We start from the raw sequence: 21952 nt of genomic DNA on the forward strand, positions 1-21952 counted from the left end.
GAATGGCGGCATGGCAAAGGCTATCGCTCTAGCTCGCACCCACGCCCCGGCATTCCCGCTGGCAGAGGCTGCGCGCGCGCTTATCGTAAGCGGATGCGGCTTTGCCCTGGTCCTCGCCGGACCGGCGCTACCCTTCTAACAGTTTCCAGACCGCACCGGCTGCCGCGCCGCCCAGCACGAGGGCGACACTCACCTGCCATTGGCGCGATGTGACGCGCCCGAACGCTGCGTGGCCCATCAGGTCTCCGACAAGCACCGCAGGGAACAGCAGCAGGGCGAGCAGGACCTCGCGCATTCCCCCGACGCCGAGCGCGATGAACAGCGCCGAGGAAAGAGGGGTGAGTACGAGGAAGATCGCCATCATCGAAGCGCGCGCCTCGCGCGGGGGCAATCGGCCGCGCAGGTAGAAGGGCGCCATGCCCGGTCCCGGCATTCCGGCGAAGCCCCCGAAGAAACCCGTGAAGAAGCCCGACAGGCCCATGGCAGGCTTGCGCGGCATGGCGCTCTTGCCGAGCGGCACCACCACCAGCACGAAGGCGCCAAGCGAGACGAGCGCAATCAGGAGCCGCGCCCAGTCCGCGCTCAGCGTGACGAGCGCCCACAGCCCCAGCGGCATGCACGCAAGGGCAAGCGCGGTGATCGGGATGGCCGAACGGTCGGCTTCGCGCCGGATGCGGCCGATGTCGGTCAGGCCGATCAGAAACAGCGAGATATTGCCCACCAGCACCGCTTCCCTGGGTGCGATAGTCAGAGCGAGGACCGGGACGATCACGACCGACAGGCCGAACCCAGCCAGCCCGCGGACAAACCCGGCAGCAAGCGCGGTCAGCAGCGCAATACCGATCGCTTCGAGTGGCAGGCCGAGCATCTAGGAGAACGCCTTCCACAAGGCAGCAAGTGCGGCTCCGCCCAGCACAAGACCGACGCAGATGCGCCAGGTCCGATCCTCGATCCTGCCGGACGCCTTGTTGCCCAGCCAATTGCCCGCCAGCACAGCCGGGAACAGCAGCACCGCGAACAGGAGCAGCGACCAGTCGAGCACGCCGATGGCTGCCCCGCTGATCAGGCCCGTGCTCGATGCGCAGGTGAAGATCAACAGCATCGATGCCTTGGCGGTCTCTCGCGGAATGTCGCGCCCGACATAATAGGGCACGACCGGCGGGCCGGGCATGCCTGCATATCCGGTCATCAGCCCGCTCAAAATACCGACCCCGCCGGTTGTCGCGAGATGGTGGTCGAGCGCACCGCGACGCGGCAACAGGATGGCCACGAAGGCCGACAGCGCGATAAAGGCGATCACAACGCGCGCTATGGCGGGCGAGGTGATGCTCAGCAGGTACAGGCCAACAGGCGTCGTCACCGCGACCAACGCAATGATTATCCAAGCCGATTTCTCGGCGCTACGCAGCAGCCGCCGGATCTCGGACATGCCGATGAAGACCGAGAGGAAATTGGTTAGCAGCACCGCATCGACGGGCGACAAAGCTAGCGCCAGCACGGGCACGATGAGAATCGCCATCCCAAAACCCGTCAACCCGCGCACGAAGGCAGAGCCGAACGCGGCGAGCAGCGCGGCGGCGACTTGCAGGATCGAGTATTCGAGACCCATCATCGGGGCGGCCCCAGCGTGACCAGGCACACATCGGGCGGCGCGCCATAGCGCAGCGGCAAGATGCTGGTGCCAAGTCCCGCACCGACGAAGACCGTCTGCTCGCCGTCGCGTATCATGCCGCAGGCGAAGCGATCGCCATAGCGCGACATGGTCGAAACCGGCCCGATGAACGGCAGGCTGATCTGCCCGCAATGTGTGTGACCGGCGAAGACCGCAGAAACGGCGCGGGGAAGGTCGGGCACGATGTCGGGTGTATGGCTGACCACCACTGCCGGACCTTCGCCCAGCGCACCGAGCGCGGCAAAGGTCGCTGGCACATCGTCATGGCCGGTGTAGTCGTCATCGACCGCGCCGATGAGCAGCGGTCCGCGTCTCACCGCCTCGTTTCTCAAAACCGTGATACCGTGCCCTTCGAGCGCGGTGATCATCGCATCCAGATCGACCCAGTGGTCGTGATTGCCTGGGGCAACCACCATGCCGTAGCGCGCCTCGAAAGCGGCAAAAGGCGCAGCGACCTCCTCTTCGGTATAGAGCTTCGTCGCGGTGCGTTTCTCGCTGATGAGGTCACCTGCGACAAGGATAAGGTCGGGCGACAGCGCGTTCAGCTGCCGCGCAATGCGCTCCACACGAGAAGGCGGCATGTCGGGACCGGCCACGTGCACATCCGACAGGGCGAGGACCTTGAGCGGCGCTTCGCCCTCGGGCCAGCCGTTCACCGGCACGTAGGCCTCTCGCACGATCGGGTCTGCGCGCGCGTTGGAATAGCCAAGCGCCAGGACGAGCAGGCCGGCCAGCACGGCGACCAGCGCCGCAAGTCCCAATCGCCGGAGCACGAAAGACTAGTCCCGCAAATCCGGCGGCGTCGCTTCGGCCTTGAGCATCGCGATCGCTTCCTCCAGCGGCATCACCTTCTGGTGCTGCTGGCCCAATGTGCGGACGGCGACGGTGCCTTCCTCGGCCTCGCGGTTGCCGACCACCAGCAGGTGCGGGACCTTGGCGTGGCTGTGTTCGCGCACCTTGTAGTTGATCTTCTCGTTGCGAAGATCGCTTTCCACGCGAATGCCTGCGGCTTCCAGCTTCGCGACCGCTTCCTTCGCGTAATCGTCCGCATCCGACACGATGGTCGCAACCACCGCCTGCGTCGGGGCGAGCCACACGGGCATGCGGCCAGCATAATGCTCGATCAATATGCCGATAAAGCGTTCGTAACTGCCGAAAATCGCGCGGTGCAGCATGACCGGGCGGTGCTTCTCGCCATCCTCGCCGACATAGCTTGCATCGAGCCGTTCGGGCAGCACGCGGTCGCCTTGGATCGTGCCGACCTGCCAGGTGCGGCCGATGGCATCGGTCAAATGCCATTCGAGCTTCGGCGCGTAGAAGGCGCCTTCACCGGGAAGTTCCTCCCAGCCGAATTCCTCGCTCATCATGCCCGCCTCTTCGACGGCGTCGCGCAATTCCTGTTCGGCAATGTCCCAGTCCGCATCGCTGCCGAGCCGCTTTTCGGGGCGCAGCGCGAGCTTGATGGAGAAGGTGAAGCCGAAGTCCTTGTAGACGCTTTCGGCGAGCTTGCAGAAGGCGCGCACCTCTTCGACCACTTGATCTTCGGTGCAGAAGATATGCGCATCGTCCTGCGTGAACTGGCGCACGCGCATCAACCCGTGGAGCGCGCCGTGCGGTTCATTGCGGTGGCAGCAACCCATCTCGCCAAGGCGAATCGGCAGTTCGCGATAGGAGGTGATGCCCTGCTTGAAGACCAGCACGTGCGCCGGGCAGTTCATCGGCTTGATCGCCATCCAGTCGGCGTCCTTGGCGACGCTGGGGTGCGCACCCGCCCCGCTGTCGTCCACCTCCGGCACCATGTCGTGCACGGCGAACATGTTCTCCGCATATTTGCCCCAGTGTCCGGACTGCTCCCACTGGCGCACGTCCATCAGCTGCGGCGTCTTGATTTCCCGGTAGCCGGCACCATCCATCTTGCGGCGCATGTAAGCTTCCAGCTCACGCCAGATCATGTAGCCGTTCGGGTGCCAGAAGACGCTGCCATGCGCTTCTTCCTGCAGGTGGAAAAGGTCCATCTCGCGGCCCAGCTTGCGGTGGTCGCGCTTGGCCGCTTCTTCCAGCCGCGTGAGGTGGGCATTGAGCTGCTTCTTGTTGAGCCAGCCCGTACCGTAGATGCGCGTCAGTTGCGGATTGTTCTGGTCGCCGCGCCAATACGCACCGGCAACGCGCGTCAGCTTGAACGCCTGCGGATCGAGCTTGCCCGTGCTGGGAAGGTGCGGACCCCGGCACATGTCGAGCCAGTCCTCACCCGACCAGTAAACCGTCAGCTCCTCGTTCTCGGGAAGCTCCTTGGCCCATTCGGCCTTGAAGACTTCGCCTTCCGCTTCCCACTTGTCGATCAGCTGCTGGCGGCTCCACACTTCGCGGCGGAGCGGCTTGTCGGCCCTGATGATGCGGCGCATCTCCTCCTCGATCGCGGGGAGGTCGTCCATCGAGAACGGCTCGCGCGTGTCGGGCGCTTTCACATCGTAATAGAAGCCATCGTCCGTCGCCGGACCGAAGGTGATCTGCGTGCCCGGGAAGAGCGACTGCACCGCCTCTGCAAGGACGTGCGCGAAGTCGTGGCGCGCCAGTTCCAGCGCGTCTTCCTCGTCGCGGCTCGTGACCAGCGCCAGTTCCGCATCGCCTTCGAAGGGGCGGTTGATGTCGCGCAGCTCTCCGTCGACACGCGCGGCAATGGCGGCCTTGGCAAGGCCCGGACCGATCGCGGCGGCGACATCGGCAGGGGTGCTGCCGGGTTCCATTTCGCGTACCGAACCATCGGGCAGGCTGATCTTGAGCAGTTCCGTCATTCTATCCGTCCGTTATCCCGGCGCGGCCTTCCGTGACCCGCCTCGGTATGTCGAGGCCCATGGCACAGCTAGGCGCGCGCTTGAAGCGGCGTTTGTGAGAAATTCGATTTCGGGAGGAAACGCCTGCCACCCGAAACCGGGTGGCGGTGCGTCGCTTAAGCCGCGCGCATCCGCCCCCGGAAGGCCGGGGTGGTGGTAGTAGTCGTCATGATGCACGCTTGCGACATGCTCACCCGAATATGACGTCGCAGTCCGAAGTGCAAGGCTCCGTCAGTTCGCGCGCGTCGAGCACGGCGGTTACGCGGTGCGGGGGATTGATCGCGTCATTGCGGCTGCGCACGTCGTGCATGAAATGGTAGTCGCAATGGACGGCTCCCGGCGTAAGCTCGATTGCCATGTAGCCGCGCTTGGAAGCGTTCATCCATTTCAGTTCCGGATTGCGGGCAATGAGCGCACCTGCGACGGCTTCGGGCGGGAGCTGCGGCAAATATCCCTCCAGCCCCGGCGAGGTGACCGAGTGCCCGCCGAATTCGACCCCGACCTTCGCGCCTTCGTGCGCAAGGTCGAAGGCCCAGGCATTGTGCGTGTCTCCGGCAAGGCTGATGAGGTTGGCATCGGCAGCCAGCGCCGCTTCGAACAGTCGCGCACGGGCGGCGGGATAGCCATCCCACGCGTCCATGTTGAGCGGCAATTCCGCCCGACTCGCCAGCGCGCCTGCAACGACGCGTTCGCGAATGTAGCCTGGTGTGTTGTCCGGCAGCGTGTCGGTGATCGAGGTGGCCGAGGCGAGCTTGCCCATGAGGACCTGTTGCACCAGCACCTGCCACTTCGTGCCACTGGCTTTCGAGCGCTTGAGGCCATCGGCAAGCCATGCTTGCTGCTGCATGCCCAGCACTTCGCGCGACGGGTCGAGATAGTCGCCGTCGCGGAAGGCTTCGAGCCTTGCGATAGCCTCTTCGGGAGGCAAATTGCTGCGCAGCAATGTGTTGTAATCGAACTGTTTCGAGCGTGCGGAGAGGCGGGTCTCGAGGCGGAACAATGTTGCAAGATCGCCGACCTGGTATTCGGCCCAGGGCTCGTCGGAAACGGGCATCCATTCGCGATAGGCTTTCATCGCCGCGGCCTTGCGCACCGACCAGAGGCCTTCGGTTTCCGGCTGGTGGTTTTGCGCGCCGCCTTCCCAGCTGTCGTTGCTGCTCTCGTGGTCGTCCCAGCCGGCGATCATCGGGTAGAGCTGGTGGACGCGGCGAAGGTCCGGGTCGCTGCGGTATTGCGCATAACGCGCGCGGTAATCGGCGAGCGCTATCGTCTCGGATTGCGGGTCGAGCGGGGCGCGGCCTAGGATCGTCTCCCGCTCGCCCGGATAGGTGCCCTGCGGGTATTCGTAGAGATAGTCGCCCAGATGCAGGACGCAGTCGAACTGGTTGGTTTCTGCGGCGTGGGCATAGGCGTTGAACCAGCCGAAGCCGATGTTGGAACAGGAAAAGACCGCCATCTTCCAGCGCGCGGTCGGCCCTTCGGGCAAGGTTCGGGTGCGGCCGATGTCGGAATAGCTGCCATCGGGCGCGATGAACCTGAAATAGTACCACCGCCCCGGCTCCAGGTTGTCTGCCCACGGTTTGACGCAGCCGTCATTAGCCGGGCTCGCAGTGACTTCTCCCGCAGCATAGGGAGCCGCAAAGGACGCGGTCTCGCTGATCTCCCACAGGAGACGCGTTTCCCGGTCGGCAGAATACCGGGTCCACAACAATACGCGGGACGGGCCGGGCTCGCCGCTCGCCACACCATGGGTAAAGCCTCGCAGACCGCCGGACGCAGAGAGCGGCGCGGCGGCAAGACCCGCGCCAAGTAGGCCGCCCTTCAGCAGTTTCCGGCGATCCAGCGGAAGGATCGACGCGGGCACGGGCGGTTCTGTCTTGATCATCGAATGTCCTCTCTCTCCACCTTCCATGACTGCGCCGAATGGCATGCAGATGACAAGCAGAAAGACGCGATGGAACTGAAGGTGCGCGCCTTGTAAAGGATGCTTGACAAAAGTCCGGCATGATGGCAAGTCTGCTTTACATTGAGAAAAGGATACTTGTCATGAAATCGCTTCTTGCTCCCCTCTTGCTGGCTTCGGCCATGCTTGGCGCAGCCTTGCTGGGAAGTGCAGGGCTGATTGCGAAAGAGATCGCGCAAACACTCCCCTTCCTGGTACTCGCCGTTTCCTCGCCGGCCTGGTTGCGCGGCGATCGATCCTGCAACCTCTTGAAGGGAGCGTCGCGATGACTGCTGAAACGCACAGGAAGGGGCGCCCCGGCCTGTGGGTCGGCCTGTTTTTCGCCAGCGCCGGCGTCATCATCGCGCTGCGACTTACCGAAGCCATCGAAGAGCCGGTGGGTTTCATCCTCCTCGCACTGTCGATGGGCCTGATGATTCCGTTCAACAAGGCCATGAAAAACAGCTCCTGCACCTACAGCGCGGCCATGGACGTCTACAACCGGCGCATGATGGTGTGCAGTATAGGCTATATCCTGGGCCTCGGGATCGCGATCGTCTTATGGCGAAACTACGAGCTGGCGGACTGGACGGTGTTCGCACTCACCCTGCTGCCGATATTGCCGACCTTCGGGATGATCTGGGCCATGGCGCGATACTTGACCGAAGAGACCGACGAATACCTGCGCCACAGATCGATGATGGCGTCGCTCGCCGCGCTCGCGTTCGTGCTGGCTTTGGGCATTTTCTGGGGCTTCCTCGAAATGTTCGAGCTTGTACCGCATATCTGGGCCTGGTGGGTCCTGCCCGCATGGGCCATCGGGCTTGCCGGAGCGCAGCTGTGGCAGAAGGCAAGAAGCGCATGAAGAACCGGCTCAAGGTGCTGCGCGCCGAGCGCGATTGGAGCCAGCAGGACCTCGCCGATCGCCTCGAAGTGAGCCGCCAGTCGGTCAACGCCATCGAAACGGGCAGATACGATCCCTCGCTCCCGCTGGCATTCAAGATAGCCGATGTATTCGGGACACAAATCGAAGATATATTCCAGCGCGACTGACCGTTTTCCTTGACTTGCGACGCCCTGCTTTGAACAACCGGGCCCGGACGGGTATCCAATTACGATTTTTACAAGCGGGGGGTCGCTCACAATATGGAACAAGCACCGATCGAGGCGGAAAGCGCCTTCGGTTTCGACGGCAATTGGCAGGACTTCGCGAAGATCGCGTTCCCGAACCTGTTGCTGACTATCGTTACGCTCGGGATTTACCGGTTCTGGGCCACCACGCGCGAACGGCAGTACCTGTGGGCGCATAGCCGCTTCGTCGACGAACGGCTCGAGTGGACCGGCACAGGCAAGGAGCTGTTCGTCGGCTTTCTGCTCGTATTCGTGCTTTTCATCCTTCCGCTCTCACTGTTCAGCTTCGTCCAGCAGGGCCTGATCGCCCGCGGCTACGAAGCGGTGGCGATGGCACTGACCTTCGCGATCTTCTTCGGATTCTTCTACCTTACCGGCGTCGCGAGATTCCGCGCGCTGCGGTATCGCCTGTCGCGCACGCGCTGGCGCGGCATCCGCGGGGGCAGCAACCACCAGGGCTTCCGTTACGGCTTGTCCTACATGTGGAAGACGATCGTCGGCTACATCCCCCTCGGCCTGCTCGTGCCCTGGTCGATGACCAGCCTGTGGAACGAGCGCATGCGCAAGATGAGCTTCGGCCCGCACGAGTTCGACGCCCACGCCGACAGCTCCAACGTCTTCGCGCGCTACCTTCTCTTTTATCTTGCCCCGATCATCTTCTTCATCGGCGGGATCGCTGCAGGCGCCATGGGCATGATCGCCGGACAAAGCCTGGGCGGCGACGAGGGCGCCGGCATCGGCATGGTCGGCGCGGTGGTATTCCTGGTCCTGTTCTTCTATCTCGGCCTTGGCCTGATCGCCGTGGCATTCTTCGCGAAATTCTATCGCGAAGTCGTCGGCAGCACGACGTGGGGCAACCTCAATTTCAGCTTCGAGGCGTCCACCATGGACTGGGTCAAGCTGCTGATCGTGGATGCGCTGCTGGTGGTCTTCACCCTGGGCATCGGCTTCATCTTCCTCAGCTATCGCCACTGGAAGTTTTTCATGGTCCACCTCGAGGCCAACGGGGAAATCCTGCTCGACGATCTCACCCAGTCTACCACGTCCACCGCCAAGCATGGTGAGGGCCTGCTAGACGCATTCGACATCGGCGCGATCTGACATGACCGACGCCTCCTTTCGCACTCCGGCACAATGGTATGACGGCCACAACGCCGTTCGCCACGAGGGCGAAGCTATCTGGAGCGAGGAGGAAACGCTGCTCCTCGCAGGCGCGACCGGCACGATGGAAGTCCCCTTCGCCGATCTTGAATGGGGCGAAAACCGTGGCGGCGAGAATGTCTACCGTCGCCGGAGCCAACCCGACTTCCGGCTCATGGTGCCGGAGGATTTGCCCCCCGGTCTCGCATCGCGACTGCCTGCAAGGGCGACCTACGGGGCGTGGGTCGACAATCTCGGCCTGCCCAAGGCGGTCGCCCTGTTCGCGATCGTCAGCGCCGCTGCCGTAACTCTGTTCATGACCGCTCCCGAATGGCTAGGCCCGCGCGTTCCCGAAAGCTGGGAGCGGCAGATGGGCGACGCAATGATCGGCGACTTCGGCGGACGTCTGTGCAGCACGCGGGAAGGCGACGCAGCCATGGCGAAACTGCTCGATGCAGTCGATCCGGAACGTGAGCAGGTCCGGGCGAATGTGGCGAACATCGACATGGTCAACGCGGTCGCATTGCCCGGGGGGCGGGTGCTGCTGTTCGATGGACTGGTGCAGGACGCGGAGACACCCGAGGAGCTCGCCGGCGTGCTCGGCCACGAAGTCGGGCACGTGCGCGAACGCCACGTCATGACCGCGCTGCTGCGGCAGTTCGGCCTGTCCATCCTCCTTGCGGGTGCGGACAGCGGCTTTGGAGACACGCTCTTCGGGGTGGCGCAGATGGGCTATTCGCGTGACGCGGAGCGCGAGGCAGACGCCTATTCGAGGGCACGCATGGCCGAAAGCAATGTCTCCCCGCTCGGCGCGGCGAAATTCTTCGAACGGCTCGGCGGCGATAGCGAGGAAGGCGACACCAACGGCATTACCGGATGGATCGCCAGCCACCCTGCTCCGGGCGAAAGGGCAAGAGCCTATCGCGAGGCAGCGAAGGGCAAGACATTCGCGCCTGTGCTTACCCCTGCAGAGTTCAAAGCCATCAAGTCGATGTGCGAACAGGATCCCGACGTCGAGGAGTTCGAATTCTTCTAGGCTTGCAATGCCGCGCGCGCGGGGCGACATCGTCACGCCATGAACGATATCCAGTTCCATGCTATGCCGGACGGGCGCAAGATCGCGTTCCGTCATACGCCGGGTAACGGCCCTACCCTGGTCTTCCTGCCGGGTTATATGTCGGACATGGACGGCGGAAAGGCGACCGCGCTCTTCGATTGGGCCCAGGCACACGGACGCGGCTGCCTTCTCCTCGACTACTCGGGCTGCGGCCGCAGCGAGGGCGAATTCGCCGACGGGACGCTGTCCAAGTGGCGCGACGAGGTGGTCGCCCTGATCGACGCCCATGTGCAAGATCGCTTCGTAATAATCGGATCATCCATGGGCGGCTGGCTCATGCTTCTTGTCGGCCTTGCGCTCAAGGATCGGCTGGCCGGAGTGGTGGGCATCGCTTCTGCACCCGATTTCACCGACTGGGGCAGGAGCGCTGCCGAGAAAGCAAGGCTCGACGCCGGCGAAACCGTCTATGACGAAAACCCATACGGCCCCGAACCGACACCGATGCATGCGGGATTCTGGCAGGATGGGCAGGCACAACGCCAACTGGATGCGGCAATCGCGATCGATGCGCCTGTACGCCTGCTTCACGGTCAGCGCGATGCCGACGTGCCGTGGCAGATCAGCAGCCGGCTTGCCGAAGCGCTGCGTTCGGACAAGGTTCAAGTCACCTATATAAAGGACGGCGACCACCGCCTTTCGCGACCGCAGGATATCGCCCTGCTGCTTCGCACGATCGGCGGACTGCTCGACGATCTGGATACCGAATGACTTTAACCCTCGCGCCCCTCGCACTTCTCTTCATGCAGGTCGGACCCAATCCGTCAGCGGGCGCGATGCCCGGCATACCCGACGAACTGGCAGATCGTCCGCCGCGCGTCGAGAACACGGAGCCGCAGGTTCAGCCTCGCCTTGCGACCTGTTTGCGCCAGGCGGCGAATACGCCCGATGCAGCTCTCGATTACGCCCAGGGCTGGCGGGAGGAGGCTTCGACCGATCTCGAAATGGCGCAATCGGCGCATTGCCTCGGTCTCGCGCTCGTCCAGCTCGATCGCATGAGCGAAGCTCGCGAGATCTTCGAGCTGGCCAGCGCGGAGGCCCCGGCCGACAATCTGGCTTATTCCGCCCGGCTGAACGCGATGGCAGGCAATGCGGCACTGGCGGCAGGCGACATGGAAGATGCTCTTGTCCTGCTCGACCGCGCAGGAGGCCAGGCGCTGGCCGCCCCCGACGGAGCGCTCGCTGCCGACCTTCGCGTCGACCTCGCCCGTGTGCTGGTGCGAATGGGGCGCCAGGAAGACGCTGCAGAGGCGCTGTCCGAAGCCCGCGAGGCAGATGGGGACGATGCGCAGGCCTGGCTGCTTTCGGCCACCCTTTCACGCCGCCTTTCCCGTCTCGGTGAAGCGCAGCAGCAGATCGAACGGGCTGCGCTCCTTTCGCCACGCGACCCGCAGGTCGGCCTGGAGGCTGGAGTCATAGCCGCGCTGTCTGGTCGCGAAGAATCTGCACGAAAAAGCTTCCAGTCCGTGCTCGATGTGGCCCCGGATAGCTCGCAGGCCGATCAGGCGCGCGAATATCTGGCGCAGATCGCACCGGCAGAATGATCGCTTACTCGGTTCTCGATCTCGTCCCGGTTCGTGAGGGCGGAACCCTTTCGGAAGCCTTCGAAGCGGCGGCCATGCTGGCGCAGTCCGCAGAACGGCTTGGCTGCACCCGCTACTGGGTGGCCGAGCATCATGCCATGGAAGGCATCGCCGGTGGTGCCACATCCGTCGTACTAGCCCACATCGGGAATGCGACGAGCACGATCCGGATCGGCTCCGGCGGCATCATGCTTCCCAACCACACGCCATTCCAGATTGCCGAGCAATTCGGCACGCTCGACGCGTTGTTTCCCGGGCGGATCGACCTGGGGCTTGGACGCGCGCCGGGGGCTGGCCCGGAACTTCAGCGCGCCTTGCGCAAGGACCTGAACCGCGCAGCAGAGATGTTTCCGCAAGATGTGGTGGAATTGCAGGCGTTGATGCGCGGGGACACGACCATCCATCCGACACCCGGGCTCGGTGCGAGGCCCGACTTCTGGATGCTCGGCTCGAGCCTGTTCGGAGCCCAGCTGGCAGCCAGGCTCGGCCTGCCGTACGCTTTTGCGAGCCATTTCGCGCCGGACCATCTCGACTCCGCGCTCGAAATCTACCGCCGCGATTTTCAGCCTTCGGACCAGCTCGACGCACCCTACGTGATGGCTGCAATGAACCTGTTCTGCGCCGAGACCGAAGAGAAGGCCGAGACGCTTTCGACTTCGCAATTGCAGGCGTTCGTCGCGTTGCGGACCGGGGCGCCCGCCAAGTTGCAGCCGCCGGTGGCAGGCTATCGCGACAGCCTGCCCGCGCCTGCGCAGGCGATGCTGGCCCATATAGGGCAGGCCAGCGCCGTCGGAACGCCCGACCAATGCGCGGCAAAAGTCCGGGAGTTCATCGCACGCACCGATGCGGACGAAATAATCTTCGCCGGCCCGACATTCGATCCGCAGGAACGCGTGAGTTCCCTTTCCCGCGCGCTTTCGGCGCTCGCCTGACAAGCTCGTCCCGACGCTACGGAACCTTGATGCGCATACGATTGCGGCTTTTCCTTTTTGCCAGCCTTGCGAGGCTGCGACAACGGGCCTAATCGCGAGCCAGCGCGTCGCTTGAGACGACTCGGAAATTACACGGCCGCGAAAGTATCGTACGCCGCAAACGAGAGGCCTTCCATGGGTTCCAAAGCCGCCAAGGCAAGCCAGAGCATGTCCCCCCACGCCAAGGCCATCGCGCAGCACATGCGCGAATCCCTGCTTCCCGGTGACACTCCAATCGATGACGAGCACCTGTCAGAGGCGGCTGCCTTCCTGGCCGAGACCGCCGAGAAGCGCGCTGCAGGCGAACCCGCCATAGCGATCCAGTCGATCAGCGACGACCGCCGCTACACGCGCATTGCGATCATCAACGACGACATGCCGTTCCTGGTCGATTCCACTGCCGCAGCCATTGCGGCCATGGGTATTGCCATCGACCGCCTTATCCACCCTGTCGTACCTGTCGAACGTGGTGCCGATGGCGCGCTCGGCAAAGTAATCGATGGCGAACCGGACGACGCGTTCTGGGAATCGATGATCTACCTCGAAGCGCCGCGCGTCGACGCCAAGCGCAGGCAGTCGATCGAGGACACCCTGCTGGAAACGCTCGCCGACGTGCGGTCTGCCGTATGCGACTGGCCCAAACTGCAGGAAGCGATGGCCGGCGACGTCGAAAGGGTCGAGAGCGACGAAGGCGCGGCCCTGCTGGAATGGTTGAATTCCGGAATGCTGACGCAGCTGGGTCATGTCGTGCGCAAGCGCGATGGCTCCCAGGAAAACGAGCTGGGCATTTGCCGCACGTCCTCACGGCAGTTGCTGGTCGATGCAAGTTACGAACGCGCTTTCGCCTGGTTCGAGAGCAAGGAAAAATCCCGCACCCCGCTTATCATCAAGGCGAACCACATGGCGCGGGTCCACCGCCGGGTGCCGCTCGACCTGTTTATCGTTCCGATCCGCGAGGGAAAGAAGGTCGCGGCATTGTCGGTCCACGCCGGCGTCTGGACAAGTGCCGCAATCGCATCGCCGCCTCGTAGCGTCCCGATCCTGCGCGAACGGCTCGACGCGATCCGCAGCGAATTGAATTTCGATGACACCGGCCACGCGGGCAAGGCGCTGGTTCATGCGCTTACGGCATTGCCGCACGATCTGGTGATCGGCTTCTCGGAAGAAGATACAGCGCGAATTGCCACCACCGTGATGAGCCTGGTCGACCGGCCTCGCCCGCGCCTGGCCCTGGTCGAAGCGCCCCTTGCTCGTCATCTCTTTGCGTTCGTCTGGATGCCGCGCGACATGCTCGCGACGCAGGTACGCCTGCAAATCCTCGCCCTGCTCGAAGAAGGCGCGAAGGCGCGGCTGCTGGATTGGAGCCTTGAGGTCGAAGGCGGCAACCTCGCGATGCTGCGCTTCGTCCTCGATATCCGCGATGGCGCCCAGAAGCCCGACGAAGCGGCTCTCGAAAAGCAGCTCCAGACCCTGCTCCGCGGCTGGAGCGAAGCGGTCGAGAACGAATTGCTCGCTTTCGAGGAAAAAGGGCGTGCAGCGGCCCTGGCCCTGCGCTTTGCAGAAGCTTTCCCGACCGCCTATCGCGCGCGCTTCGGCCCCCGCGAAGCGGCAGAGGATATCGCCCGCCTGCGCGCGCTCGGCCATCACGCCGATGACGAGGACGAGGCACCCCACCGCGGCGCGCGCCTGTATCTGTGCGAGCGCGATGACGAGCGATGCTTGCGCCTGAAACTCTACCAGGCAGAGGGCAGCCTGCCGCTATCCGATGCCGTCCCCGCATTGGAGAACTTCGGTTTCCATGTGCGCTCGGAAATGCCTACGGTCCTCGAAGAAGGACGCCTCGGAACGATCCACGATTTCGCACTGCAGCTTGCGCCCGGTCTCGATGCCGACGAGTTGATCGAGCGGGCTGAAGGTATCGAGGATGCGATCGGCGCCGTCCTCAATGAGCAGGCCGAAAACGACGTCTTCAACCGCCTCGTGGTCGAAGCCGCGCTGGACACCCACCAGACCGAATGGCTGCGCGCCTTCTATCGCTACCTGCGGCAGATCGGGATGGGATTCACGATCTACACAGTCGTCGATGCGCTTGCGAAATCGGCAGATATCACGCGCGCCCTTATCGACCTGTTCAGTGCCCGGCACGACCCGGACTTCGACGGCGATCGCGAGAGCGCGAGCAAGGAGGCCAGCGAAACGATCCGGCGCTCGTTGACCCGGGTCAAGGCGATCAACGACGACCGCTTGCTGCGGCTTTACAAGTCCTTGATCGACGCCATCCTGCGCACCAACGTCTTCGCGCCGGCAGCAAACGAGGCTCTGGCATTCAAGATCGACAGTTCGATGGTCCCGGGCCTTCCCAAGCCCGTGCCATGGCGTGAAATCTTCGTCTATTCGCGCCGCGTCGAGGGTATCCACCTGCGCTCCGGGCCGGTCGCGCGCGGCGGCCTGCGCTGGTCCGACCGCCGGGACGACTTCCGCACGGAAATCCTCGGCCTCATGAAGGCGCAGCGGGTAAAGAACGCCGTGATCGTTCCGGCAGGCGCGAAGGGAGGGTTCTATCCCAAGCAGCTGCCCGACCCGACCGTCGACCGCGATGCCTGGGCCGCCGAAGGCAAGGCCAGCTACGAAGTCTTCATCCGCAGCCTCTTGTCGGTCACCGACAATATCATCGACGACAAGGTCGTGCATCCACAGGATGTCGTGATCACCGATGGCGAAGATCCCTATTTCGTCGTTGCCGCCGACAAAGGCACGGCCAGTTTCTCCGACGTCGCCAACGCGATCGCGGAAAGCCGTGATTTCTGGCTCGACGATGCTTTCGCAAGCGGCGGCTCCAAGGGGTATGACCACAAGGCCATGGGCATCACGGCCAAAGGCGGTTGGGTCAGCGTCCAGCGCCATTTCCTCGAAATGGGCATCGACGTGCAGACCGACTCCATCGAGGTCGTCGGATGCGGCGATATGTCCGGCGACGTCTTCGGGAACGGCATGCTTTTGTCCAAGGCCACAAAGCTGGTCGCGGCCTTCGATCACCGCCACATCTTCCTCGATCCCAATCCCGATCCGGCCAAGAGCTGGAAGGAGAGGAAGCGCCTCTTTGAAATGACCCGGTCGAGCTGGGCGGATTATGACGAAGACCTGATCTCGCGTGGCGGCGGTGTTTATCCGCGCGATGCAAAGACCATCAAATTGTCGAAGACGATGCAGGGCGTGCTCGGCATCGAACAGGAGGAGATCGAGCCCGAAGCGCTGATCTCGGCGATCCTCAAGGCGCCGGTCGACCTGATCTGGTTCGGCGGCATCGGTACCTACATCAAGGCGAGCAGCGAAAATAACGTCCAGGTCGGAGATCCCGCAAACGACGCCCTGCGCGTCGACGGGAAGGAACTGCGCGCAAAGGTCATCGGCGAAGGCGCCAACCTTGGCACGACGCAGGCTGGACGCATCGAATATTCGCTCGGCGGCGGACGCTGCAACACCGACTTCATCGACAACTCGGCTGGCGTCGACTGCTCGGATAACGAGGTGAATATCAAGATCGCCCTCGCTGCTGCAAAGCGCGCAGGTCGATTGTCCGAGCCCAAGCGCGTAGAATTGCTGGAAGCGATGACCGACGAGGTCTCGGAACTCGTTCTCGAGGACAACCGCTTGCAGGCACTGGCCTTGTCGATTGCCGAAACCGGCGGCGCGCGGGCCATGGCATCCCAGATGCACCTAATCGAGACGCTTGAAGATGGCGGCAATCTCGATCGAAGGACCGAAGGCCTGGCCGACAACCAGACGCTCCAACGCCGAGCGGCCGATGGAACGGGGCTCACCCGCCCCGAACTGGCAGTGCTGCTGTCTTCGGCCAAGCTGGTCCTCCAGGACGCCATCCAGAACAGCGACTTGCCGGACGATCCGATCCTGCATGACCTGCTCATGCGCAGCTTCCCGGAACCGATGCGCGGCAAATTCCGCAAGCAAATCGAAAACCATCGCCTGCGCCGCGAGATCATCGCCACCAAGCTTGCCAATGCGATGGTCAACCGCATCGGGATCATCCATCCCTTCGAACTGGCCGAAGAGGAAGGCGTCGAACTTTCCGAAGTCGCCGGAGCATTCGTGGCGGTTGCTCACCTGTTCGACTTGCGGACCATCTGGAGCGAACTGGACAGCGCGAAGATCGAAGAATCCGCTCGACTGCTCCTGTTCGATCGCCTCGCAGCGGCCGTCGGTAACCTGATGTCGGACGTCTTGCGGACCGCAGCTGGGCGTGTACGCCCGGCAGAGATGGTCGAAGAGCTCGGCGAGAATGTCGCCCTGCTCGTCAAGTCGACCGATCAGTTGCTCGGTTCGCAGATCAAGAACCAGTCCCGCGACCTGCACGACACCTTTACCGACGCAGGTGCCAGCGATGCGATCGCTTCGCGCATCACGCACATCTTCAATCTCGACGGTTCGGTCGGTCTTGCCAAGCTGGCAGCCGATACCGGTCTCGACCCGGAACCGCTGACGCTCGGCTTCACGGACATCGGCGCAAACCTGGGCATCGACTGGGCTCAGGGCACTGCTGCGCTCATGAACCCGTCGGACGTATGGGAACGCCTGCTGGTGTCCGGTATCGCCCGCGATTTCCAGCAGATGCGCCTCGATTTGTTGCGTCGCCTGTCGCGTCGCAAGGATGCGAAGGAAGACATGCGCGGTGTGGTCAACGCCTGGGCTGCAGACCACCAGTCGGCGATGCGGCAGTTCCGATCCATGATCGAGCGAGCGCAGTCGCAAACCCCGGTTGCCCCGGCGATGCTGGCGCAGATTGCCAGCATGGCACGCAACCTCCTGGCGCGGTGATCGCACGCACGAATGCTTGACCGCGTTCGAGTTTAGCGCCAGCCCTGCGCGTCATGGAGCATTACGACGTCGTCATCGTGGGTTCGGGCCATGGCGGAGCGCAGGCCGCTATCGCACTTCGCCAGGCCGGGCATGAGGATACGATCCTCATGGTCAGCCGCGACCGCAACCCGCCCTACGAGCGCCCGCCGCTGTCGAAAGACTATCTCGCCGGGGAAAAGCCGTTCGAGAAGATCCTCATCCGGCCGGAACAGTTCTGGGCCGATCGCAACGTGACATTACGCCTCGGTGCGAATGCGAACGAGATCGATCCTCGTTCGCACACCATCTCTTTGTCGGACGATACAAAGGTCACCTATCGCAAGCTTATCTGGGCTGGCGGGGGCGATGCGCGTCGCCTGTCATGCCCGGGCGCCGATCTGGCAGGCGTGCACACCATCCGCGGTCGCCGTGACACCGATGCGCTGAAATCCGAGCTCGAAGGCGGCCCAAAGCGGGCGGTAATCGTCGGCGCTGGATACATCGGCCTCGAAGCTGCCGCCGTACTCCGCAAGCTCGGGTGCGATGTCGCAGTCATCGAGATGCAGGACCGCGTGCTCGCTCGTGTGGCCGGGGCAGAACTATCTGGCTTTTATGCCGCCGAACATCGCGCCCATGGCGTCGATCTGCGGCTTGAGACCGGCGTCGAGCGCATCGAGGGTGTTGACGGGCGAGTAACCGGCGTGGCCTTGACTACAGGAGAGACCCTCCCTTGCGACATCGTCATTGCTGGCATCGGGATCGTGCCTTCGGTCGGCCCGCTGATCGCGGCAGGTGCGGCGGGAAGCAACGGCGTCGACGTCGATACATATTGCCGTACATCGCTCGACGACATTTACGCCATCGGCGACTGCGCGGCTCATCCCAACCCCTATGCCGACAATGCGGTGATCAGGCTGGAGTCGGTGCAGAATGCCAACGACATGGCGACCGTCGCGGCAAGGGCGATCATGGGCGACAAGCAGGATTACGATGCCGTTCCCTGGTTCTGGTCGAACCAGTACGACTTGCGATTGCAGACGGTGGGCATTTCCACCGGGCACGATGCCTGCGTCTTGCGGGGTGACCCGGCCGACCGGAAGTTCGCGATGATCTACCTCAAGGAAGGCTGCGTCATCGCGCTCGATTGCGTCAACAATACACGCGATTATGCGCAAGGCCGCAAACTTGTCGAAGCGCGATCGGAGATCGACCCCGACCTGCTGGCCGACACGCAAGTCCCGCTCAAGGAGATGCGCTGAGCCGCGCGGCCGCCCAGTCGGCCGCATCACTCACCACCGGATCCGGATCGGCGCGCAGGCCCTCCACCAGCGAAATCAGTGCCGGATTGCCGCTGTTCCCGGCAGCGTAAAGGCAATTGCGCACGAAGCGGTCACGCCCGATCCGCTTGATCGGCGAACCGGAAAAGAACTGGCGGAACCCTGCATCATCGAACTGGAGGAAATTTGCTAGGTCGGGAGCCAGCAATTCCTCGCGCGGCGCCAGTTTGAGGTGCCGGTGCGCCGTGTCTGCAAACTTGTTCCAGGGGCACACAGCGAGGCAATCGTCGCAGCCGTAGATGCGGTTGCCCAACCCTTCGCGGAACTCTTCGGCGATGGGCCCCTTGTGCTCGATCGTCAGGTAGGAAATGCACCGGCGCGCATCGAGCCGATAGGGCGACGGGAAAGCATCGGTGGGGCAGGCATCCTGACAGGCGCGACATGACCCGCATCGATCCTTGGACGGTACATCCGGTTCGAAAGCGAGGGTCGAGTAGATAGCGCCGAGGAACAACCAGCTTCCGTTGTCACGGCTTACCAGATTGGTGTGCTTGCCCTGCCAGCCGATCCCGGCCGCCTCTCCCAGCGGTTTTTCCATCACTGGTGCGGTATCGACGAAGACCTTGAGTTCGCTTTCCGGCGCCCGCGCGATCAGCCAGCGTGCGAGCGCCTTGAGCGCCTTCTTCACCACATCGTGATAGTCACGCCCTTGGGCGTAGACTGAAATTCGCGCTTTCTCGCCATCACCTTCGAGCGCTAGGGGATCCACATCCGGGGCATAGCTCATGCCAAGCGCGATAACGCTGCGCGCTTCGGGCCACAGGCCTTGCGGAGAGGCCCGCTGGCCCTTTCGCGCCTCCATCCACTCCATCGACCCGTGCCTGCCCTCGCCCAGCCACTGCTCGAGCCTGGCGCTTCGTTTGGGGTTCTCGCCTGCCGAAGTAAAGCCGCAGGCGGCGAAGCCGAGCGATCTCGCTTCTGCGCGCAGGGCGTCCTGGATAGCCTTCAAAGAGGTGTCCTTAACCAAACTTGCTGTTGCTCCCGTTCACTCGGCGCGGTTAACGCTTGTGCATGCTTACCGAGCCAAACGCCATGCCGCGACCCCTGACCGACACGTCGCCCCCACTTGCCATCGAAGCGAGAGGACTGGTGAAGCGGTTCGACGATACGCTTGCGGTGGACGGAGTTGACATCAGCGTTCCTGAAGGCGCGATCTACGGCATTCTCGGCCCCAATGGCGCGGGCAAGACCACCACTCTGAGGATGCTACTCGGCATCATTGATCCCGACGAAGGTGTGCGCCGCATCTTCGGCCATGAGCGGCCTCACGAGATCGCACGGCTGATCGGCTATCTACCGGAAGAGCGAGGCCTTTACCCGGCCATGAAGTGCGACGAGGCTATCGGCTTTCTCGGTGCCTTGCGCGGGCTCCCTGTCGAAGAAGGCAAACGACGCGGACGAGAGATGATGGAGGCGCACGGCCTCGGCCACGCGATCGACCGCCAGATTCGCCAGCTGTCGAAGGGCATGGCGCAGACCGTCCAATTGCTCGGAAGCCTGGTCCACAAGCCGAAACTGGTAGTGCTCGATGAACCATTTAGCGGTCTCGACGCAATCAACCAAGGCAAGCTCGAAGGCATGATCCGCGAACTCGCAGAAGATGGAACGACCGTTATCTTTTCCACCCATGTCATCCATCATGCGGAAAGGCTCTGCGACGACGTAGCCATTATCGCAGGCGGCAAGGTACCCTACGCCGGGTCGGTCGACGCGGCACGCGATCGCATTCCCGCGCAAGTCCGCCTCGAAACAGCCAATGGAGACGGGGAGTGGCGCACCGCGCTTCCCGCCGATGCCCGCCACGATGCGAAGTCCCACGGCGGTCACTTCTGGTATTTCCCCGTGCCGGAAAGCGGAATCGAGGCATTGCTCAAGCGGCTCATCGAAGGAGGCGCTGGCATACTTTCGCTTTCGATAGAGCGTGCCGGACTTCACGATGCATTCGTGGAGATCGCCGGTGAGGCGGCTGCGCGAGCGCTCGATGAAGACGCGGCAGGAGACCTGGCATGAAGGATAATGCAAGCAGACTGCCGCTTTGGCGCGCAGCCTTCGTCGTGGCGCGGCGGGATTTCAGGGCGATCCTCTTCTCCAAGGCGTTTCTCTTCTTCCTCCTCGGCCCGATCTTCTTCGGAGCGATCAGCGCGACCGCAGGCGCGCTTGGTGCAAAGGCGGCGGAGAGTTCCGATCCCCCAAAGCTTGCGGTAGCCCTTTCCGATACTGAAAATGCCGCTTTCGCACGGGCGCACGAACATCTCGCACAGGCCGTGGGTCTTCCGTCGATCGTCACGCTGCGAGACAGCGACGAGAGGGACGCGACCGCGTTGCTTGCCGACAAATCGGACAATTTCGGTGCCGTCCTCACCGGATCACTTCAAGAGCCGCAACTGACAGGAACGGAAGAGCGGATTGCAAGGTGGCAGGGAGAAGTCGCACTGCTTTCCGCGCAGGCGCTTGGCGGTCCCGGTGCGGAATTGCCGGAAGTGAACCTCTCGCCAACGCAAACCAGCGTCGCGACAATCCGTAGCGCCCAGACGGCGACCGCCACTGGCGCGATCACGCTCCTGTTCCTTCTAACGATGCTTCTGGCCGGTATGGTCCTTTCCAACCTCGTCGAGGAGAAGGCCAACAAGATCATCGAAATTCTCGCCGCTGCCATTCCGATGGAAGCGGTTTTTTATGGCAAGCTTTTCGCCATGCTTGCGGTCAGCTTCGTCGGCATCGCGGTTTGGGGCGGCATTGCGCTGCTGGTCCTGACCCTCGGCAGCGCCGCGCTCGGCCCGATACCGGAGCCGGCCGTTGGCTGGCCGCTGTTCGTGCTTCTTTTCGTGACCTATTTCGCCACGGCCTACCTGCTGATCGGATCCATTTTTCTCACTATCGGATCGATGGCGCCGACGGTGCGCGATGTGCAGACGCTGTCCATGCCGGCAACGATCCTGCAACTCGCCGTATTCTTTTTGGCGACCTATTCGCTCAGCGATCCGGGATCCGCGGCGGAGATATTCGCGGTGCTTTTCCCGGTATCGTCGCCTTATGCGATGGTTGCCCGCGCTGCACAGTCGCCCGTTCTCTGGACTCATGCCGCAGCGCTTGCCTGGCAGCTGCTGTGGGTCGCGATCTTCGTGAAGACGGGTTCCGGCTTGTTCCGCAAGCTGGTCATGAAATCGGGCACCGGTGGCGGCAAGGCGAAGTCGCGCTTTTCCCTTCGCAGGGCCGCGCGCCCGTAATTGCGTCGCATTGATGCAATCTTGCGGAAGGGGAGCGATTTAGGTTCCGTTTTGCAACGCACTATTGACACATATGTCAGTTAGTTCAGGATGCACCGCAGAGGATAACGGCAGAGACTCGCGAAAGAGTCCGCCAAAACGGAGAGAGAT

General features: G+C 63.3%; 19 protein-coding genes. 13 read left to right on the forward strand and 6 right to left on the reverse strand.

Features of this window, described 5'->3' with window-relative positions:
• The first annotated feature begins 10 nt into the window (after positions 1-10).
• On the forward strand, positions 11-139 hold the full coding sequence (locus CVE41_RS14955; RefSeq protein WP_269800176.1) for a hypothetical protein: 129 nt from the start codon (positions 11-13) through the stop codon (positions 137-139).
• On the opposite strand, the gene CVE41_RS06850 is transcribed toward CVE41_RS14955, so the two are convergent.
• From CVE41_RS06850 to CVE41_RS06870, 5 genes are all read right to left on the reverse strand, one after another.
• Positions 128-868 (reverse strand): sulfite exporter TauE/SafE family protein, encoded by a 741-nt coding sequence (locus CVE41_RS06850; protein WP_100259985.1) that lies wholly within the window; start codon positions 866-868, stop codon positions 128-130. The two genes, CVE41_RS14955 and CVE41_RS06850, sit on opposite strands and share 12 nt — an antisense overlap.
• Positions 869-1612, reverse strand: coding sequence for a sulfite exporter TauE/SafE family protein (locus CVE41_RS06855; RefSeq protein WP_100259986.1), 744 nt, complete (start codon positions 1610-1612; stop codon positions 869-871).
• On the reverse strand, positions 1609-2445 hold the full coding sequence (locus CVE41_RS06860) for a metallophosphoesterase (RefSeq protein ID WP_232725826.1): 837 nt from the start codon (positions 2443-2445) through the stop codon (positions 1609-1611). The genes CVE41_RS06855 and CVE41_RS06860 overlap by 4 nt, the downstream gene beginning before the upstream one ends.
• Positions 2446-2451: 6 nt before the next feature.
• Positions 2452-4464 (reverse strand): threonine--tRNA ligase, encoded by a 2013-nt coding sequence (gene thrS / locus CVE41_RS06865; protein WP_100259988.1) that lies wholly within the window; start codon positions 4462-4464, stop codon positions 2452-2454.
• 229 nt (positions 4465-4693) lie between these two features.
• Entirely contained in the window at positions 4694-6388 is a 1695-nt protein-coding gene (locus CVE41_RS06870) for an alkaline phosphatase D family protein (protein ID WP_100259989.1), read from the reverse strand.
• Between the two features lie 161 nt (positions 6389-6549).
• Between CVE41_RS06870 and CVE41_RS06875 the strand changes: the two genes are divergently transcribed.
• From CVE41_RS06875 to CVE41_RS06920, 10 genes are all read left to right on the forward strand, one after another.
• Positions 6550-6735 carry a hypothetical protein gene (locus CVE41_RS06875; RefSeq protein WP_157799434.1) on the forward strand — a complete coding sequence of 62 codons (186 nt, stop codon included), beginning with the start codon at positions 6550-6552 and terminating at the stop codon, positions 6733-6735.
• Complete coding sequence (locus CVE41_RS06880; RefSeq protein ID WP_100259991.1) at positions 6732-7310, forward strand: hypothetical protein; 579 nt, start codon at positions 6732-6734, stop codon at positions 7308-7310. The genes CVE41_RS06875 and CVE41_RS06880 overlap by 4 nt, the downstream gene beginning before the upstream one ends.
• Positions 7307-7498, forward strand: coding sequence for a helix-turn-helix transcriptional regulator (locus CVE41_RS06885; RefSeq protein WP_090476869.1), 192 nt, complete (start codon positions 7307-7309; stop codon positions 7496-7498). The genes CVE41_RS06880 and CVE41_RS06885 overlap by 4 nt, the downstream gene beginning before the upstream one ends.
• A 93-nt stretch (positions 7499-7591) precedes the next feature.
• Positions 7592-8677, forward strand: coding sequence for a YjgN family protein (locus CVE41_RS06890; protein WP_100259992.1), 1086 nt, complete (start codon positions 7592-7594; stop codon positions 8675-8677).
• Between the two features lies 1 nt (position 8678).
• Positions 8679-9752, forward strand: a complete 1074-nt coding sequence (locus CVE41_RS06895; protein ID WP_100259993.1) for a M48 family metallopeptidase — start codon at positions 8679-8681, stop codon at positions 9750-9752.
• Between the two features lie 39 nt (positions 9753-9791).
• Positions 9792-10541, forward strand: a complete 750-nt coding sequence (locus CVE41_RS06900) for an alpha/beta fold hydrolase (RefSeq protein ID WP_100259994.1) — start codon at positions 9792-9794, stop codon at positions 10539-10541.
• Positions 10538-11374, forward strand: a complete 837-nt coding sequence (locus tag CVE41_RS06905) for a tetratricopeptide repeat protein (RefSeq protein ID WP_100259995.1) — start codon at positions 10538-10540, stop codon at positions 11372-11374. Before CVE41_RS06900 ends, CVE41_RS06905 begins: the two co-directional genes overlap by 4 nt.
• Positions 11371-12345, forward strand: a complete 975-nt coding sequence (locus CVE41_RS06910; protein WP_198507745.1) for an LLM class flavin-dependent oxidoreductase — start codon at positions 11371-11373, stop codon at positions 12343-12345. The genes CVE41_RS06905 and CVE41_RS06910 overlap by 4 nt, the downstream gene beginning before the upstream one ends.
• Positions 12346-12519: 174 nt before the next feature.
• Positions 12520-17217: an NAD-glutamate dehydrogenase gene (locus CVE41_RS06915; RefSeq protein WP_100259996.1), complete on the forward strand. Its 4698-nt coding sequence runs from the start codon at positions 12520-12522 to the stop codon at positions 17215-17217.
• Positions 17218-17270: 53 nt separating this feature from the next.
• Positions 17271-18497, forward strand: a complete 1227-nt coding sequence (locus CVE41_RS06920) for an NAD(P)/FAD-dependent oxidoreductase (RefSeq protein WP_100259997.1) — start codon at positions 17271-17273, stop codon at positions 18495-18497.
• Here CVE41_RS06920 and queG read toward each other — a convergent pair.
• On the reverse strand, positions 18481-19515 hold the full coding sequence (gene queG, locus CVE41_RS06925) for a tRNA epoxyqueuosine(34) reductase QueG (protein ID WP_100261409.1): 1035 nt from the start codon (positions 19513-19515) through the stop codon (positions 18481-18483). The two genes, CVE41_RS06920 and queG, sit on opposite strands and share 17 nt — an antisense overlap.
• A gap of 71 nt (positions 19516-19586) precedes the next feature.
• Between queG and CVE41_RS06930 the strand changes: the two genes are divergently transcribed.
• Positions 19587-20585 carry an ABC transporter ATP-binding protein gene (locus CVE41_RS06930; RefSeq protein WP_232725827.1) on the forward strand — a complete coding sequence of 333 codons (999 nt, stop codon included), beginning with the start codon at positions 19587-19589 and terminating at the stop codon, positions 20583-20585.
• Positions 20582-21802, forward strand: coding sequence for an ABC transporter permease (locus tag CVE41_RS06935; RefSeq protein ID WP_100259998.1), 1221 nt, complete (start codon positions 20582-20584; stop codon positions 21800-21802). Before CVE41_RS06930 ends, CVE41_RS06935 begins: the two co-directional genes overlap by 4 nt.
• The last annotated feature ends 150 nt before the right edge of the window (positions 21803-21952 follow it).

This window comes from Qipengyuania seohaensis (assembly GCF_002795865.1).
Classification (GTDB): Bacteria; Pseudomonadota; Alphaproteobacteria; order Sphingomonadales; family Sphingomonadaceae; genus Qipengyuania; species Qipengyuania seohaensis.